This window comes from Prosthecobacter sp. Pr1 (assembly GCF_057652315.1).
Window position 1 is genome coordinate 25,090 of record NZ_JBYFBS010000008.1, and the last position, 18,268, is coordinate 43,357.

Below are 18,268 nucleotides of genomic sequence, written 5' to 3' on the forward strand. Positions count from 1 at the left end.
TCAAACTGGGAGGCGCGCCAAACGCGACGCCTCCCAGGATGAAGGCAGCTGGACTCGATTACTTCAGAGCTGGGGTGACCCAGTAGGCGGCACGGGTTTGGTAGCCGATGTTCTGGGTAGGTGCTGTGGTCTTGGCAGCCGTGTTGATGCGGGCCGGGCCGTAAATCACGATGACCTTGCCGGTGAGGTAGGCTGGGGTGAAGAACGGATTCTTAGCAGTGTTGAAGTTGAAACCAACCAGGGAACCGGCGGCTGGAGCCAGCGGGTCAAAGGCTGGATCGATCCACTCCACGATTTGAGAGTCTACGAACTGTAGCTTCTTGTCTTGAGCAGCGGTCGGCACCAGCACAGCAGCACCACGGGCGAGGTTTGCCCAAGCAGTGATGGCGGCGTTGGCCTGAGCCACGTTGGTGTAGATGGCAAAGCGCCAGCTGCCGCCTTTGGTGGTCGTCGGGCGACGATTGGCGACAGTGATGGGAGCGACATCCGCTGGGAGAGTAGCGGTTGGCATCACGCCGATGATGTGTCCGTCACCAAGAGCGATGGGGGTGTAGATTGGGTTTTGAGCCATTCCTACAACATCTAGAAGCATGGACACGCCTTTCTTGTCAACCTTGTAACCCACCGAAGGAACGAGGGTCGTCGCATTGGTGTTGCCAGGGAGAGTAAACGTCGTGTCTGCAGGAACGCGGGAGGTTCCGAACACGGCGTTCGGGGTGGCTGTCAAGAAGGCGCTGATCTGGGCATGGCTGTCCTGAGCGGCACCGATGATGGCTGCGCCGATAGCGAGGGCAGCGATTTTGAGCATGTTTGTTTTCATATATCTATGTTTGTTTGCGTTGGGTTTGGTTTTCTTGGTCTTGGCCGCCCGTAGTGAAGTGCCAGGACTCGGAAAGGGGGAAAATGGGGGAGGGAGTAGAGGGCTTGTAACCCAGGGCTCACGCGAGCCCTGAGGGACGTTTTCTAATCAGGGGGCGCCAAGGCCTTTGCCTTTACCGCCGGAGCTGCCTTCCTTCATGACGGCGGAAGCATCGCTGGAGACCACGACTCCTGCCCGACTGACGCCAGCCGTGGCCAGTTCGGATGAGTGAACGAGATGAAGAAAGGTGCAGCGGGTCAGGACTCATGCGTCAGAGTCTCAGTTCGGGATCGATGCTGGCGACGGCGCGGGATCCATCGGGGGCGACCAACACCGCACGAAGTCTGACTGGGAGCGTGCCGAGCACAGGATCGGCTGTGGTAGGCGTGTCGATTCGGAAGCTCCACCCTCCGAAATTGGGCAGATTGCTATCGGCATCCGGGGTGGCGGTTGCATTTCCAAGAAGCGTGGCGACACCGCCATCCACCCGGAAGATTTGGATGGTCGGCACACCGCCGTTCCGGGCATGGTAGAAGCCGCGCATTTCCACTTCGTCTCCTCGTGCAGCGTTGGGCGTTCGCTCCCGGCTTTGCGCACGCAGGATGTTGATCTGGGATTTTGGGTTGGTCAGAGGAAAATCCCCCGAGAGCTCCAGCAGGAAAGCTTGAAACTTGTCGCCTGCGTAATAGCCCTCCGCCGCAGCCGGAGTGCCCACCGGAATCGTCGGAGCCGTGATGCCGAAGCCGAACTGATTCACCATGCTGAAGGGAATGCGGGTGTCGGTGATAGGCGCGATCTCGCTGTTCAGAATGCGCAAAGGCGAAGCCTGCGTGACGACGCCGATGAGCACATTCTCCGCCGGCTCCACGACCATGTCGGTGGCCGTGAAGCTGCCTGTGGCGACATCCACCACACCATCGATCAGGGCGGTGGCGCCGATGAACCCTGGCTCAGTTCGCCCAGGCAGCCGGGTGCGCAAGGCAAGCTGACGCAGGGTTAGGCTGCGGGAAGGAGAACTCACCGGGGTGCCCACCGGGACCTTCACCGTCACCCCAATGACCGTCATGATGACACTGCCATCTGGCTGCAGCATGATGCTGGAGATGGGGCCTTCAGTGTAACCGGGGATCGTCGCAGGTGCCGGCTGCACCTGGGCATGTGCCGGCATGGAGGTCAGCAAGACCGCCAGAAGGCTCAGAAGCAAAACGAATGGTTTCATCACAATAGAGGGTGGGGATGTGGATGCGGGGTGGCGGAACTCAGCGCAGGGGTGAGCTGGTCCAATAGACCTGGCGGGTGCTGGAAAGCGGCTTGCCTGATTTATCCAGGGTCTTCACCTGCGGTCCGTAGATCTGGATGACCTTGCCACGCAGGAAGTCATCATTGATCTCAGGCATGCGGTCGCTGCTGAGGAAGAGGCCGTTGATGCTGCCTTCCTGATGGGTGCCTTTGTCATCATCTGCGCCGGATTTGTCGTCCCAGGCGATGATGCCTGTCTCAGCAGCAGCTACGGCACGATCCTCGCGCTTGTCCTGGGCAGCCGGTGCAGCCCATAGAGCGGCGGCAGCCTGGGCCTGCTGGGCATTCGCATAGAGGGCGAAACGCAGACGCTGCTTGTTCGGCAGATTGCCGATGATTTCGCCATTTTCGAGATCCGCCGTGCCTGCGTCAGGGACCTTGTCAAAACCTGTCACGCCCACATCCAGGATGTGGTGCTTGCCTTTGCTCCGATGCACGGCCGTGGGGGTGAGGCCTACCGTCTGGGCTGCCTGCTGAGCCACGCCGAAAGTCACCTTGTCTTCCCGACCACTGGACTTCAGGGCTGTCTGTGCAGGTGCGGTCTGTGCAGGTGCGGTTAAAGCAGCTGCAGTAGGCACCAGAGCACCGGAAGCAGTGGTGATGATATCGTCCGCTCCGCGTGACTGACGAATGTGAGGTGTTCCGTTAGCATTGACGACTGCGTCATCAGCACCGCGTGCTTGGCGGATGTGAGCTGTGCCGTCAGCGTTAAGGGTTGCGTCGTCAGCGCCGCGTGACTGGCGGATGTGCGGTGTGCCTTCAGCATTAAGCGCAGCGTCAGCGCCTTGTCCTTGGCGAACGTCAGGCGTGGCAGTGACGGTATCGTCAGCGCCGCGTCCTTGGCGGACGTCGGGTGTGGCAGTGACCGCATCGTCAGCGCCTTGCCCTTGGCGGATATCTTTGACTGAAAGAGCGCGGCGAATTTCTACTTCGGCTTCTTTGGCGCTGAGTGTTGAAGTTTGGCTGCTGAGCAAAGCTGCGGCAGCGAGGATGGCAGAGGATTTATTTTTCATTGAGTTTATTGGGGATGGAAATTTTAAGGTGAGAGGTGTGGACTCCCTAAGGAGTGGGTGGAGGAGGGAGGGCTAACGACGCCGGCGAAGGAGCCAAAGCCCGGGCAGGACGAGGAGGAGTGCGGAGCCCGGCTCAGGAACCGAGACCGTCATGAAAGTGAAGTCGTCGAAGTAATGGGCCGAGTCGGTGCTGCTGGCATCGAGATAGCCGCCTTCGAGATTCCAAGTCACCGTGGAGATCGAACTGGAATGCATGCCCAAGGCGGCATCGGAGATGATGGTGCGACCAGCCAGCAGCGCGCCTTGAGAATCGTCAAAGCCCTGGCTGCTCAGGCTAAAGGTGTCCGACTCGGCATCGATGAGGAGGGAGATTTCCGACCAGCCGTTGTTGCCAAGGTGGAGGTCGGTCGTGTACCATGAACTTTGGCCTTGAGTGCGATACTGGAGGAAATCACTGCCAGAGTATCCCAGTTCAATGAGCACGGCACCGCTGGCATCATTGAGAGCCAGACCAAAGACGTTGCTGTCATAGCCATTGTCATCAGCGGAGGGATCAAGCCAGAAGCTGAGCTGGAAAGAGGCGGCCGAGGCAGCTCTCTCCTGCGCGTCCAGCGCATAGCCATAAACAATGCGATCATCCATGGAACGCAGGGCCAAGCTCTGCAGTCCACTGTGGGCTTTCACTGAGTTGGCAGCCGCGTAGTCGGAGCCCCAACCATCCCATGGACCACCAAAGTCATCTTCAACCAGACGACCACCGTAGATGGATGACCAAAGACCACTGTTGTCCTGGATGTCGAGCGGGAGCCCGCCAGCATAAGCTCCAGCATTGTAGCGGCTCACATCAGGTCCATAGCGGAAATCTGGCGCCAGTGCGGCAAGAGAGACATTGTAATACTCCGCAGTGGGGAGGTAGCCGTTTTGCGTGAACTCGCCCGCATCAATCAATGTCTGGCTGGAGGCCACGCCCCCGTTGAGACTGATGTGATAGCCATCCGCCGCTTCAAAGCTACCCAGGCCAGCATGCACAGTGGTGCATACAGCGCTGGTTAGAAGAAGCAGGGCGGTAAAAGAGAAGCGGTAAAAGGAGTTCATCACGAATGAATGATTAGCGGATGTCCACCAGGTCTTCGGTTGAGGCCATGCCAGCACCTGGGCTGATGTTCACCGCGCGCAGAATGGATGGGGCCTTGCTCAGCAAAGGATCCGCCGAGACCGGAGTGGTGACTTTGATTTTGAACAGGCCGTAGTTGGTGAATGCGTTGTCACGTGTGGCGATGCCGCTGCCGATCAGGCTGACGGCTTTGCCATCCACCCGGTAGAGATTGATGGTCTGAGTGTTTGCACCTCCCGCATGGAAGAATGTGACACCGCCCAAGGCCTCCACATCATCCCCCTTGGTGATTTGCTCGGTGGCGCGCAGGACCATGAAGGACACCTGGGGCGCCGTGCTGAGTGGTGGAGCAAATGTGTCGATGTAACAATTGATCGACTGGAAAGCGGAAGCGTCGTCGTAATAGCCTTCGAGTGTGGCCGTGGTGCCTACTACCACGGAGGGCAGATCAATCGGAATGGCGAAGGCGTTCATGGCACCGCGTCCGGGAATGCGGGCATCAGTGCAAAACTTCACGGGCATCTGATTCATCTCCAGCGAACCACCCGAATTCTTGGTGATCATGCCCACCACGACATTTTCTGCCGGCGTGATGGACAGATTAACCGCGGTCATGACGCCTTTGGCATCCTGACTTCCGGTGGCGATCGCTGTGCCATTCATGAAGCCGCGTGGGGTGCGCCCGGGCAGTCTGGTGTTGTTCAACAACTGATTGAACGTCAGAAACGCCGAGGGGCTGTGAATACGAGTGCTGGCATTCAGGATCACCGGCACCCCCATGACTGTGAGCAGCAGAGTGCCATCGGCATTGCGGGTGATGCCTTTGACCGGACCTTCCACCGCAGTGATGATAGGCACGTGAAACTGGGCCTGTGCATGAAGCACGAGCAGCAGCGAGCTGAAGATCAGGAAAAGAACTCGTTTCATAAATAGAGAAGTAAGCAAGCGGCAGAGGCAGGCCAGAACAGGGTCACCGCCCCTGCCGCGCTTGTTCACCCAACAGCCAGTCGAGATGAAATTGAGGAAGAGGTGTGCGGCCGGCGACGGCGCAGGATTAACAGGGCACCGCTGATGATCAGCAGGGCGGAACCCGGTTCAGGAACTGGCGCGGAGGTATAATCTCCGACGTAGATGTCTTTGACCCAGACATTGCCACTCGTCTCCCGCAGTCCAAAGCTGGTGACCGTGGTGTCGAAGCCCATTTTGGAGCTGAAGTAGGCGAAGTCCACGTAGCCGTTCTCAGCACCTGCCGTGGTGCCGTCCAAAAAGAAGCTGGTGGCTGACACCATTTCCTGCTCGGTGATGTTGAAGATGCCGCTGCTGGTGTTGAACCACAGCATGGGATCATCTTCGATCAGATTGAAACCTTGATCATACGCGGAGGAACCAAAGCTGAGTGCGCTGATCGTCAAAGCCAGACTATCAAGACGTGCACTGCCATGAAATTCGAACACCAGCTCGCTTGCAGTTCCCAGATCACCACGGATGCCGTTTGTGGAAGTGCCGATGCCGCCCACGAGCCAGTTGTCATCATGCAGATATTCCACGTTTCCAGCCGCACCATTCCAGGGTGATCCGAGGCCGCCATAGGTGCTGGAAATGCCGACTCGACTGCTGATGTCCAGCTCGCCGTCGAAGAGGCTGACCTTCGGCCCCAGGGTGCTGCTGACACCATAATCAAACGTATTCCAACCGAGGTTGGTTTGCGCACGGGAATTGGTGGCCACGATGAGCAGACAAGCTGCAAACATGGTGGTGAAAATTAATGCTTTAGATGCTTTCATTTTGATTGGCGGAATAAGTGGGAATTCTCAGCGTGAAGCGGTCTTTTCCAGGCTGCGTATGTCGTAATGATCGGCTGCTTTGCCGAGGGCCTTCACGACAGCTTCACGCGTGAGATCGGGCGACTTGGAGTGGATGGTGAGCCGAGGGTTGCCACCTTCTTTGTTGAGCGTGATCTTCACTTCCTGAACGCCTTCGATCTTCAAGAGCGCGGTCTTCACGTTGCTGGCGCAGGCGCTGCATACGACGCCTGACACTTCGCCCTGATAGCAGTAGGAAGCATCTGCGGCATGCGACTGTCCGAGAAGAAGACCCAGCAAGGCGGTCAAGGTAAGGAGATGTGTTTTCATGGGCGGATGGAGGCGGTTTTCAGGGGGGCTGCGTTACGGCGTCGGGTTCGTTCAAGAGCTGGCGGACATCCCGCCGCAGCGCCTCAGCAGCACTGCCGCCGACTTCGGGGTCGGGATGGAAGATCTGGTAGCGTCCCCTCACCTGCCCCTGGCGGTCGAGCAGCACGAGACGGAGGTCGTTCTCGTAGAGATCAAAAGCATTCAGCCGCTCTTCCTCGGGAATGAGCTGTGACGGCTTCAGGCCCAGCTGCTGCGTGGTAAAGGCGTTCAGTTTCGGACGCTCCACCGTCATAAACCACCAAGGTTCTTTTGCCCCCACCTCGATGACCTCGGCATAAGTTCGAAAGAATTCGGGCGTCTCGCGCTCGGTGCCCGCGCTCATGGACACCTGATGAAAATCTGGATGAGTGCCAAATTCTTCATTCAGCCTGCGCATGGCCTCGATGACAGCCTTGGAACCATGCGGACACACGGTGTAGAGATGACTGAGCACGGTCACTTTGCTTTTCACCTCCGAGAGTCGAACGCCACGCCCCAGCCTTTCGGTTCCTTGGAGATCTCCGTTGATCTTGCCGAGAACAGGAATCACGCTCTGCAAGGTTGGCATCGCGGCAGAGACTGGCACCTGCAACGTGGCAGATCCCGAGCTTGCCGCTCTGGCATCCATCACGGATTTGCGGTGGTCTTCATAACGCACCGCCTGCGTCCAGCCGGCGATGCGCTTCACGCGCTCCATGTTTTGCTCCATGGGGCCGATGGCAGAGAGCAGCGTCCAGCGCCCGGTAGCCTGGTTGCCCACCACCAGCACATTGCCATGCGCGCCTGGCTTGATGTCGAGAGACCGCGTGATGTCGTCGGAAATGAGGCCGATCGTCTCGCGCAATTTAAGGATCTCTGCGGCATTCCCCGTCAAAAACTTCCATTCCGGCATGTCTGGGTCAGACGATTCGATTGCCTGCAGGCGTGCATAACGCGCCACCTTTTCCGGAGTGTCGCTGTCGGCATCCACGGAGATGGAGAGGATCTGAATGCTTCGACCAAAGCTGTTCTTCAGCACCTTGCGCATCTGCGTCAGTTTGCTGTTCGTCAGCGGGCAGGCGTCTTTGCAGTCGGTGTAGAAAAAGCTGAGGATGACAGCCTTGTCTTTGATGAGGTCTGAGAACAGGCGGAAGTGATTGCCGTTCTGGTCCACCACCGGAATGTCCGGCAGTTTGTCACCGTAGCTGCGCCGCATGAGGCGCATCGACTCTTTTTGAAGCTCTGCATCCCCATCGTTCTTGGGCTCAGCCTTGGCCTGACGCTGCATGGCTACCGCCAATGCCGCGAGACCCAGAAGAACCTGGAAACGCTTGAACACATAGTTTGAATAGGAAGGCATGAGACCGGATGGATTGGAGGGAGAAAATTTACGGGAAAAACTGCTGCACTGGCTGCGGAGTCAGGCTGCCGACGGCGCGTGGATCGAACTGGAACATCATCTCCAGGTCTTCGTGCTCGTTGGTGTGGCAGTGGAAGACGAAGGGCCCCTTGAAAGTGCGGAAGCGCATGCGGATCACCACGGAATCGTTGGGCCCGAGCATTTGTACATCCTGGTTGAAGGAGTTGTGATACAGCGGCGTCTTGCCAGTTCTCAGGTTTCTGACCGTCTGGTGATTCTCCAGGTGAATATGGATGGGGTGCCACCAGCCACCTGAGCCGTTGGTCAGCGTCCACTCCTCCGTCGAACCGAGGGTGGGGCAGGCATTGGCCAGGGTCTTCTCATAGAAGGCACCATTGATGGCCCAGTGGCCGTTCTTGCGCTCAAAGCGGAACGACCTGCGTGCAGCGACCTCGCTCTCCAGGATCTTGCGGTGGGGACGCAGAGCCGTGGTGTCTGTGATCGAAGCGTCTGGGTTCGCGGGATTGGCTGCCACCACCTCAAACTGCAGCAACTGGTGGATGAAGGCAGGAGTCCCGGAGACGGTGGTGCCGTCAGAATCTTCCAGTTTGCCCTCGGGGCCGCGCCCACCCTTTTGTTCCAAGATGTTCTCGAGGTAGATTTTAGTGCCCGGGCGGTACTTTGAGAAGTCGATGATGATGTCGGCACGTTTGCCGGGCGACACCAAGACGGCCTGCGTGCGCTGCGGCTGCGGGAACATGACCGAGTCATTGCCGAGGCGCAGGAAGCTCGCGTTGTTGCTCAGGCGGTAGCGCCGGTGACGTGCACTCGAGCCACCCATCAAGCGGAAGCGGTACTTGCGGGCTTCCACTTTGAAACGTGGGTAAGCCTTGCCATTGACCAATTCCACATTGCCGATGTAGCCATCGTGGTTGTTGGAGTCATACCAGATGGCACCTTCTTTGGTGAAGACTCTGTCTCCTATGACAAGATACACGTCATACGGATTGTCGTAGGCGGGGCCCGTGTCAGACACACCGCGGATGCCGGGGAGAATGCCCTCACGGATCAAACCGAGTTCCAGATCATCAAAGCATTTGGCGGTGGAAGACAGGCCACGGTTCACATGGATCGCTGTCATGTCAGCCGCATGATCGTGGTACCACAAGGTGGACGGCGCTTCTGAAACATCCGGCTCATTGGTGCCAGGGACCAAAGGGAGAACATTAGGATAGTAGTAATCCCGCTTCTCCCCCGGGAGGGTGAGGAAGGAAGCGTGCCCGTCCGAGTGGCTGGGCCAGTGCCCACCATGCATGTGAACGCTAAGCTCCTCTGGCAGCGTGTTTTCAAAGCGTACCAAGGCTGGCTGGCCGATGCGGAAGCGGAACTGCGGGGCGCGGATACCGACACCGGCGGCATTCACGCCCTCGTAGGCCCAGACCGGCGTCTTCAGCCCCATCGACTTTGGCAGCATTTCGGAGAAGGCAGCAGCGGCCCGCATGTGGAAAAACTGCGTGGGCATCCGATCCCAAGCGGCCGGATGATCAAAGTATTCGGGAGCGACTCCGTGGAAGACTTTGCCAACGCCGACTCCACCATACTGGGCAGGATCGCTGCCCGTGCTGAGCGGAGTGATTTGGTTATAAAAAGGCAACTCTTCCTGCCAGCGTGGAACGGCGGTGTTCTCAATCGCCCCCTTGAAGTTGCTTCCAGGAATCGGCAATGGAACATTAGCCTGTGACGAACTGCCAATGTTGAAAACACTGGCTCCAGCGACCGAGGAAGCGGTCTTGATGAAAGAACGGCGGCTAACTTCGTTGGGGAATGAGTTCATGAGAAAAAAGGCGGATCTAAGCTTGGAAAAAAAGACAAGGACTCTGCGCATGCCCGGTGGCACCGGTCATTGAGGGGGGCTCCGCAGGGAGAATTTTCTCCCTGCGGAGCGGGTTGGAGACAGCAGGCGGGTTACGGGAAGAACTGCTGTGGCGGCTGCGGCGTGAGGCTGCCCACGGCACGCGGATCGAACTGGTTCATCATCTCGAAGTCCTCGTGCTCATTGTTATGGCAGTGGAAGACGAACGGCCCCTTGAAAGTGCGGAAGCGCATGCGGATGGTGATGCTCGAATTCGGTCCGAGCTTCGTGATGTCCTGCTTCTGCGTGTCCCAGTAAGGAGGGGTCTTGTTGTTCCGGAGGTCCCTCACTTGCTGATGGGATTCCAGGTGGATGTGGATGGGGTGCCACCAACCGCCGGAGCTATTCGTGAGAGTCCACTCCTCGGCGGATCCCAGAGTCGGACAGGCATTGGCGACATTCTTGTCATAGAAGCCGCCATTCATGGCCCAGGCACCGTTCTTGCGCTCAAACAGGAAGGTGCGACGGGCGGCAATTTCCTTATCGAGGATCTTCACATTGGGACGCAGCGCCGTATTGGCGATGATCGTCGCACTGGGATAGGCGATGTTTCTGGCAACCACGTCAAAGCGAATGAGTTGGTGGGAGAAGGCCGGCTTGCCAACCACCACGTTGCCGTTTTCTGACTCCAGCGTGCCGCGTGGCCCCACCCCGGCATCCTGTTCAAGGATGTTTTCGATGAAGATCTGCGTGCCCGGCTTGAACTTCGAGAAGTCGATGATGATGTCCGCGCGCGCGCCGGGGGAGAGCAAGACACTCTGGCTCGTTTGAGCCCTGTCGAAAAGCCAGGCATCATGGCCGATGTGCAGGAAGCTGATGGTGACACCGGCGGCATCTGCCACACGGATGCGGCGCCAGCGGGCGGTGGAGGCGCCGTGCAGACGGAAGCGATACTTGCGTGCCTCCACGGTCATCTTCGGATACGCACGGCCATTGACCGTTTCGATGTTTCCGATGTAGCCGTTGTGACTGTTTGAGTCATACCACGCCTCACCGGTTTGCGTGAAGACGCGGTCGGTGAAGGAGAGGTACTCATCGTAGGGATTGTAGTACTCGGGACCCACATTGGATCTGCCGATGATCCCTGGCAGCACGCCGCGGGTGATAAGGGCAAGTTCGAGATCATCGAATCCTTTGCACACACCCACCATGCCGCGGGCCACATGAACGGCGGTCATGTCCTGCGCATGGTCGTGGAACCACATGCTGGAAGGACTTTCCGACACATCGGCAATGCTGGTGCCTGGTTTGCGAGGCAGCACATTCGGGTAGTAGTAGTCCCGTGCCTCACCCGGCAGAATGAAGAAGGAGGCGTGGCCGTCCGAGTGACTGGGCCAGTGACCACCGTGCATGTGAACGCCGGTTTCTTCAGGCAGATTGTTATTGATGCGAACCAAGGCTGGCTGGCCAATGCGGAAGCGGAACTCAGGCAAGGTTACCTCTGGAGCACCTACACCTGGAGGCAGCCCACACCAGCGCCAGAGCGGCGTCTTGAGACCCATTTTCGTGGGGAGCACCTGCATGGTTTCCGCGCCAGCATGCATGCCGTAATACTGCACAGGATATTTGCTCCACTCTGCCTCGGGGATCTGGGGGATCTCCTTGGCTCGCACTGCGGGATCCCACTCGGGGGCCACACCGTGGAAGACCTTGCCTACGCCCAAGCCATTGTAGTTCGTCGGCTCGCTGCCCGTGCTGAGCGGCGGCACCCACTGGTGGCGGGGAAGCTCATCCGTCCAGCGTGGTACCACGGTGTTTTCGATCGCCCCCTTGAATGTGCTCGAAGGAATGGGCAGTGGCACGTCGGCACGAGAGGAATTGCCGATGCTGAACACGGAAGTGCCTGCTGCGGCGGCGAGTCCCGTCTTGATGAAATCTCGTCGAGTTGAGGAGCTTTGTCTGTCGTCTTGCGTCATAGGTGCGTGGTGTATTATTTTTGAGAGCTTTGACGCTTCGTTTAAGGCGCTGTGGCTGGGTGGTGTGGGTGGTGTGGGTGGTGTGGGTGGTTAGAAAAGTGGGATCAGGCCGCCAGGACCATTTTGCGGGCTTCAAGCTTGCGTTGAACGGAAGGACACTTGAGGGATGCGAGATAGGAGGCCGCGCCTTGGAGTGCTTTGACCTCGGCGAGCTGCCGCACCTGTGTGGCTGGGCTGGCGTTCTTTTTTGCCATGGCGACTTTCTGCATGATCTCAAAAGCACGCTGACGGAGTGCCTTGATGGCGGCGTCGTGCTCACCGAAGTTGCGTTTCTCTGAAAAGATGGACCGCGGAATTCTCATGGGGTTATTGGGGGTTAAAGTTGGGGGTTCCAGGTCCACCGGCGCGACCGACTGCGGGGATTTCCAGGAAAGTGGTGATGGCGCGCCCTTGCACGTCTGCAGTGATCTTACCTGCGGCTGCAGGGTGCCCGTTCGGCACAAGAAGCTGCGGATGGTCAAAGGGGGCACGCTCAAACTTCACCCGCGGATCAGTTAGGCTGATGAGGAAGGCGATGAGCGCCTCCTTCTCTGCGGGTGTCAGGCCGAGATCAGTGATGTCCGTGGGAATATCAGCAATGTTTTCATCTTTGAAGTCTCCGCCTCGATTGTAAAAATCCACCACCTGCTTCAGCGTCAGCTGACCGCCATTGTGGAAGTAAGGGGCTGTAAGTTCGACATTGCGCAGCGAAGGAGTTTTGAAGGAGCCATCGGCAGATGGCACGTAATGTTTGTCCAACGCGAAAGCTGGAAGAGGAAGCCCCAGTGCCTGCAGCTTGCCAGCATAAAACAGGCGCGATTCGGAGAGCGGATTGCCAAAGGGATCATCCTCACCGATTCCCAGGTCCTCCAAACTCGGGCGCACTCCTATGTTGTAGAATCCATTGTCGTACACGACATGCCTTCCCGTAGTGTTGACCATGCCAGAGGCGTCCGCCTTGGGAGCCACTGAAGAGAAGACCATGCGCTCAATGCGGTCTGGAATACTTGGACGTGCTCCAATGGTGCCGGGCATCTTGATCACCGGATCCCCTGGCAGCGGAATGTCGATTTTATCAAGCTTCGATACAGTCGCAGCGGAGAACTCAGGCCCGTTGTGGCAGGATGCACATTTGCCCTTGTCTTTGAAGACCTCTAGGCCGCGCTTCTGCTGCGCCGTGAGTGCTGAATCATAACCTTCAGCAAAGCGGTCAAAGGGTGAGTCATCCGAAACGAGCGTCGATTCATACATTTGAATCGCCAGGCCAAAGAAGAGCGCAAAGTTCCAGTTCATCTGGTTGAACTGCCTGGCGCTTGGATTCTGCGGTGTCTTGACCAGCAGTGGTGCGCCACCGGCGGACATTTCCACCCAGTTCACGCCCTGCCACCATATCGGCAGAAATGCCTTCTGGATCATTTGCTGGTAATTGGCTACTGCCAATCCTTTGCCCGAAGGATGCACCATGACTCCGAGCACACTGTCCTCTGCATGCACCACCTGCCTGGCCAGTGGCCGCAAGCTGAGAACTTTTTTGCCAAGATCGGCAAATGAGCGGCCTGCGGCAGACATTTCCACATCATTGAGAGGCGGCCCGACGGCTTGGGAGGCAAGGCTGGAGTAGCGAAGGCTCACTTGCACCTCTTCCATTTGCGCCGGCGTTTTAGCTTGCAGCACAAAGGCGTTCGGATCACGCGCCCCGAAAGGGTTAACTCCATTGAAAACATCCTGCGCACGTCCATCCCAAAAGTTGCGCAGGTAAAACACAGCGTTGATGACTGAAGGCGAGTTACGAGGAGCCACACGACGTGTGTTCACACCATTGACCTGGTAGGCACTGTCTGGCTGCGTCCGCGTCGTCTCTTCGGCCCGGCGTGGCACCACCTGACCAAACTGCTCCTTCAATACCCCCTGTGAGCCCACGATGTCATTGCTGTCAGCAACAACACGAGACTGACGATCATTAGCATTGGAGAGTCTGTGAAAAGGAAAGTCAGCCACTTTAAGCGCACGATTAGCTCCCAACCCGATCTGCGTATCTGGACTTGCCTGACGCTGACCATTTCTTTGAAGGAGCGCGGGAGCCAGCGTGTTGATGTGGCGGCTGTCCGCCCCGGCATGAAAGTGGCACGTGGCACAGGAAGTCACCCCATCACTACCGACCTGCATATCCCAGAAGAATGCCTTTCCCAAAGCAATGGCTGCTTGCCGATCTCTGACAAACTCATCCAGGTTCATCGGGCCGGGAACCATAACTCCCTTGAGACTCCGCAAGAGTGTCGCCATCTCCCCTTCGGCAATGATTTGAGCCTCTGTTAATGGTGCCTCTTGAACCTTCGGGGTAAACTGCGCCTGAGCACGTAGCCCAAGGCTGAAAAACACCATGAGTGCAATCAAAGCAGACCCGCTTTTATTATGGCATTTACATCCCACATAGAATACACAAGGTCGGCTCCCGATTTTCCTCCGACCAATGATGATCTCTATTTTTTCCATGTTTTTTCAGTTCCGGCTTTCTATTGAGTATGGAATTTTGCATTCGTAACAGTTTGTTTACAAATGAAGGATAGGGTTACTCCACTTTCTATGGTGGTAACCCTTCTGGAACCCACGGAGAGCACTCAATGACGCTTTCGAATTCAGAATTACCACCTCACCCCCGCTTCTTTGACCTGCGATCAGACTATGCTCAACGTCCTACTTATCGTGTCACTCACTGTGTTTATCGAAGTAAAATAACTTGATGAGGCTAAGCCTCGTCAAAGTGGCTTTGCAGAATTCAGCAATCCTGCAAAGCCGTTGTATTTCCCATCTTTTTCCTATTATTTTTATTTAACCCTGGGTATTCAACCTGATAACCAAGTCGATATTTGATAGGCAAAAGCTTTTAATTAAGCACTATTAATCTTTTTCACACCTTCCATTCTTTCCATATCATCTTCAAGCAGTTGTGTAGCACACAGACCTGTTCAAAACACGATGTCACATCCGGCCTTCAATATTGCTGCACTGACGATCACCTCCCCTGCCCTTTTCATCATCTTTTACACTCTCTCAGGAGGTGACCTGCCCATCAAAAGGTGAAACCATTCGTCGTGTGGTCAGACAACAACGTGAAGTGCACCTTTTTCGATTTGGCGTGCTCGGCAAAAAGACACGAAGCAAAAGTGCCTTAAATTATCCAGATGGGATGCCCGGGTGGCAGCAGTCTGCTGTTCCCTCATTACTTTCCCTCAAAGAGCTGAATCATTACCAAGGGAAAATCTTGCGGCCAACAGACATTCTTTTTGATTGCCAACTCATTTCGGAATCACCGCAGCAGGCACATTCAAAGAGGGATCACTGTTAAACCGAAGATCAATAAAATGGGTTACTCCACTTGTTCTAGCGCATGAGCGTAGAATTTTATTATTGTGATTATGTATTTTCATGATTGTTACAACATTCACCCGCGCTCGATTAACGCGCCTATGCCAGATTCGCGCATTTTTGCCAATCCTCTTCATGGGAGCCGCGAATATTGGACGATCACAGGAGAGCTTATCAAAACTTGAACCATTATCGCCAGGTGCTGCTATCAGCAACGACGTCCAAATCAGCGACAGCGCCATGGTTAAGGTCAATTTTCCAAGCGCCCCGATTCAAGCCATACTCCCATTTTATACGAGTCTCACGCGGAAGAAACTGATACTCGATTCGTCGCTCAATGGAGAGCAGTTGCGCATCATCTCTCCTGAACCGCTCACCAAAAGGGATGCCATCGCATTCATTGAGGCAACACTGCTGCTGAATGGATATGCCCTTATCCATGTCGATGCTTCTACAGCCAAATTGATCAACAACGGTGCTGGTAAAAGCCCAACTGCAGACGGTTTGAGAGTATATCACACTTTAAGTGACCTTCCCGTAAACGAAGAAATTTGTCACTATGTTTTGCCGCTCCAGCATATTTCGGCAGATGATGCATCAAAAGCATTTCAAGAGGTTATCAAAATGCACCCCTACGGGGCGATGTCGGCGGTTTCAAACAACACAGCGCTCATCATCACGGAGAATAGCGCCACGATCCGCACCATTTATGAAATAGCCCAGATAATCGACGTTCCATCAGCAAACATTGCCAACGAAATGATCAGGCTGGAAAGATCAGACGTTGAACTTGTCGCCGAAATCATCACTGAAATTTTTGGGGAGGAGGACAAAGGGGGTAAGTCCTCAACCTCGTCACAGGCCAACAGCACTGCCACTAAAGGTGATACCATCAACCCCGTGGATAACGGCCAAGGTGCGCCCGCAGCCAGTCCGGGGACCAGCAAAGTCAAAGTATTCCCCCACAGACGAACGAATGAATTGCTAGTCATAGGACGCCCGGTTGACATCACCTATATCAAAGGATTGGTGGAGAAACTTGATAAGCAGGATCACACGACCAACTTTTTAAAACGGCGGCTGAAATGGCTCAAGGTTGAGGACTTTATTTCGGTCGCATACAATGCACTTGCAAAAGATACAGACATCGAAAACAGCAACGGATCGGCTTCAACTGGTGGCGGCCGAAGAAAGGCAAGCCTGCAACCTGGCGACACGGACGCTCTGTCAGCCGGCACTTCGGCAGGCAATAATCTTGGTGGAATACCCGGAGGCTCCAACAGCCAGGATGGAAGCAGCAATCTCGGAGGCTCAAACGGAAACAGCAATGGAAGCAATTCCAACCGCAGCTTGCTCAACTCGCCCGCAAAAGCAGCAGCGCCCGAATCGATGATCGTGGGAAAAACTCTTTTAATTTCCGATCCGCAGTCCAACAGCCTCGTTGTCTCAGGATCCCCTGAGCATGTCTCACGCATTGATCAGCTTCTTGAAGAACTGGATGTACGCCCCCAGCAAATATACATTTCAGCCATCATTGGACAGCTGAGCCTCGGCAAAAATTACAACTATGGCTTCGACTTTCTCAAACTGCTGGATGACTTCAGCATTCGACAAACAAATGGTTCCACTTCGTCGTCAGACAACCTCAACTTGGGCGGTTCGCTCTCCAGCAGTGGGGGACAGATTGCTTCAAATGCTGTCAATTTTTCCTGGAATCGCCTTAACCTATATGGACAGCTCGGCACCTTGAGCAGTTACCTCAAGGTGATTGACAGTAACAATGATTTCAAAATTCTGGCCACCCCCAGCGTCTATGCAAAGACCGCATCCAAGTCAGTCATTTCTTCGGGCCAGAAGATTGCTGTTCCTGCACAGATTTTATCGAACGGCGGATTTCAGTCTGGCCTGGTCAGTAACAGTGTCAGCGTTGATTATCGTGATGTATTGCTAAAGCTGGAAGTGATTCCTCTCATCAACTCTGATGATGAGGTCACTTTGCGCATTGCCCAGGTGAATGACAATATTGTTGGCAGTCAGATCATCTCCGGCAACACTGTTCCGACCATTGGAACGCAGCAGTTGGTGACTGAAGTGTCCATTAAAAATGACGCAACCGTCGTCCTGGGCGGCCTCATTACGGAGCGTTCAAGCAAAGAAGGCAAAGGTGGCATATTTCTGCGCCGCATACCCATCATTAAAAACTTGTTCGGCACCACGACTACAGAAAGCAAGCGTGAGGAACTGCTCATATTTATTCAGCCGCACATCATGAAAAATGATGATTCTGGAGACAATCCTAACGCCATAGAATCTGAGCGCTCAGCCCTCTTTGAGGAAACGGTAGAATTCGGCACACCTTCGCTGGAAGACGTCCCCAAAGCACTTCCTTTTCGTGAATAAAATGTCCACGCATTTTGCAGCAATCGAGGCGCGACCAAAACTTCAGGTTCGAATTGAAAGGAATCCCGGATAAATGAAAAAGAGTGAAAAGTTTCTGCTGACAGTTTTCACCTTTGCGTTCCTCATTCTTGTCGGAGGCGGCAGTGTTAAGTATGCGTACAACAATTACATGGCCATCCGCGAAGAAAATGAATCTCTCGCCAATCGAATTGCGGATATGAACCATTCCATCTCGAAGGGTTCGGAATGGGCCGAAAAATACAGCTGGATTGAGGAACACATCCCCGCATTTTCAAGCCATGAGGAAGCTTCATCAAAATTGCTCGGGGTCATTTCAACCCAGGCAGCAAAGCGAGGCCTCGGCATCGGCGGCAAAGAATTCATCGAAGAATCTAAAGAAATAGGTCCCGATGGATTGCCTGTGGAGGCAAATCTTGGATACTTCAACCGTGCAAAAGTGAAAATAACGATCACCGGAGCCTTGGAAAAGGTCTTCTACCAGTGGTTGGAAGACATTCAACAAGCGAAGTTATTTATTGGTGTCACTCATCTTTTGATCAATCCCGTTGGTTCCAACAAAACCGTAAACTGCGAAGTCGAGTTCACTCAGTTTTATCGAGAAATCAATCAGACCAAGTAATCTAAGTATTTTAAAGAATTATCTTCCGCAGATAGCTGAACAGCGACATAACCATGGGTCATCACATGGCCATGGTTTGTAGGCCGTGTTTGAAAACCTGTCGATTGGCAAATCGCGGACATTGAGGCAAGAAGAAATGCCAATGAAAACACAACGCTTTGCATGCTGGGAGCCGCTGAAAAAGCGTCTCAAACAAATGG

General features: G+C 55.3%; 14 protein-coding genes. 2 read left to right on the forward strand and 12 right to left on the reverse strand.

Features of this window, described 5'->3' with window-relative positions:
* Positions 1 to 58 precede the first annotated feature (58 nt).
* The 12 genes from AC24GY_RS14560 to AC24GY_RS14615 all read right to left on the reverse strand — a co-directional run bounded on the left by AC24GY_RS14560 (position 59) and on the right by AC24GY_RS14615 (position 14,155).
* On the reverse strand, positions 59 to 808 hold the full coding sequence (locus AC24GY_RS14560; RefSeq protein ID WP_487684249.1) for a hypothetical protein: 750 nt from the start codon (positions 806 to 808) through the stop codon (positions 59 to 61).
* A gap of 322 nt (positions 809 to 1,130) precedes the next feature.
* Positions 1,131 to 2,078 carry a hypothetical protein gene (locus AC24GY_RS14565; RefSeq protein ID WP_487684252.1) on the reverse strand — a complete coding sequence of 316 codons (948 nt, stop codon included), beginning with the start codon at positions 2,076 to 2,078 and terminating at the stop codon, positions 1,131 to 1,133.
* Positions 2,079 to 2,118: 40 nt separating this feature from the next.
* On the reverse strand, positions 2,119 to 3,171 hold the full coding sequence (locus AC24GY_RS14570; RefSeq protein ID WP_487684255.1) for a hypothetical protein: 1,053 nt from the start codon (positions 3,169 to 3,171) through the stop codon (positions 2,119 to 2,121).
* A 72-nt stretch (positions 3,172 to 3,243) separates the two neighbouring features.
* Positions 3,244 to 4,266, reverse strand: a complete 1,023-nt coding sequence (locus AC24GY_RS14575) for a hypothetical protein (protein ID WP_487684258.1) — start codon at positions 4,264 to 4,266, stop codon at positions 3,244 to 3,246.
* Positions 4,267 to 4,279: 13 nt separating this feature from the next.
* On the reverse strand, positions 4,280 to 5,212 hold the full coding sequence (locus tag AC24GY_RS14580; protein WP_487684261.1) for a hypothetical protein: 933 nt from the start codon (positions 5,210 to 5,212) through the stop codon (positions 4,280 to 4,282).
* 65 nt (positions 5,213 to 5,277) lie between these two features.
* Positions 5,278 to 6,069: a PEP-CTERM sorting domain-containing protein gene (locus AC24GY_RS14585; protein ID WP_487684264.1), complete on the reverse strand. Its 792-nt coding sequence runs from the start codon at positions 6,067 to 6,069 to the stop codon at positions 5,278 to 5,280.
* Positions 6,070 to 6,096: 27 nt separating this feature from the next.
* The gene (locus AC24GY_RS14590) at positions 6,097 to 6,417 is read right to left on the reverse strand and encodes a heavy-metal-associated domain-containing protein (RefSeq protein ID WP_487684267.1); all 321 of its coding nucleotides are present in this window, start codon (positions 6,415 to 6,417) and stop codon (positions 6,097 to 6,099) included.
* Positions 6,418 to 6,436: 19 nt separating this feature from the next.
* Entirely contained in the window at positions 6,437 to 7,795 is a 1,359-nt protein-coding gene (locus tag AC24GY_RS14595; protein WP_487684270.1) for an SCO family protein, read from the reverse strand.
* A 28-nt stretch (positions 7,796 to 7,823) separates the two neighbouring features.
* Positions 7,824 to 9,629: a multicopper oxidase family protein gene (locus AC24GY_RS14600; RefSeq protein ID WP_487684273.1), complete on the reverse strand. Its 1,806-nt coding sequence runs from the start codon at positions 9,627 to 9,629 to the stop codon at positions 7,824 to 7,826.
* A 131-nt stretch (positions 9,630 to 9,760) separates the two neighbouring features.
* Positions 9,761 to 11,623 (reverse strand): multicopper oxidase family protein, encoded by a 1,863-nt coding sequence (locus AC24GY_RS14605; protein WP_487684276.1) that lies wholly within the window; start codon positions 11,621 to 11,623, stop codon positions 9,761 to 9,763.
* A gap of 104 nt (positions 11,624 to 11,727) precedes the next feature.
* Complete coding sequence (locus AC24GY_RS14610) at positions 11,728 to 11,985, reverse strand: hypothetical protein (protein ID WP_487684279.1); 258 nt, start codon at positions 11,983 to 11,985, stop codon at positions 11,728 to 11,730.
* A gap of 4 nt (positions 11,986 to 11,989) precedes the next feature.
* Entirely contained in the window at positions 11,990 to 14,155 is a 2,166-nt protein-coding gene (locus AC24GY_RS14615; protein WP_487684282.1) for a cytochrome-c peroxidase, read from the reverse strand.
* Between the two features lie 933 nt (positions 14,156 to 15,088).
* On the opposite strand from AC24GY_RS14615, the gene AC24GY_RS14620 reads away from it, so the two are divergent.
* Together AC24GY_RS14620 and AC24GY_RS14625 are read left to right on the forward strand one after the other, a co-directional pair.
* Positions 15,089 to 17,428, forward strand: coding sequence for a secretin N-terminal domain-containing protein (locus AC24GY_RS14620; protein WP_487684285.1), 2,340 nt, complete (start codon positions 15,089 to 15,091; stop codon positions 17,426 to 17,428).
* Positions 17,429 to 17,501: 73 nt separating this feature from the next.
* A complete protein-coding gene (locus AC24GY_RS14625) occupies positions 17,502 to 18,068 on the forward strand; it encodes a hypothetical protein (protein ID WP_487684288.1) in 567 nt (188 codons plus the stop codon).
* The last annotated feature ends 200 nt before the right edge of the window (positions 18,069 to 18,268 follow it).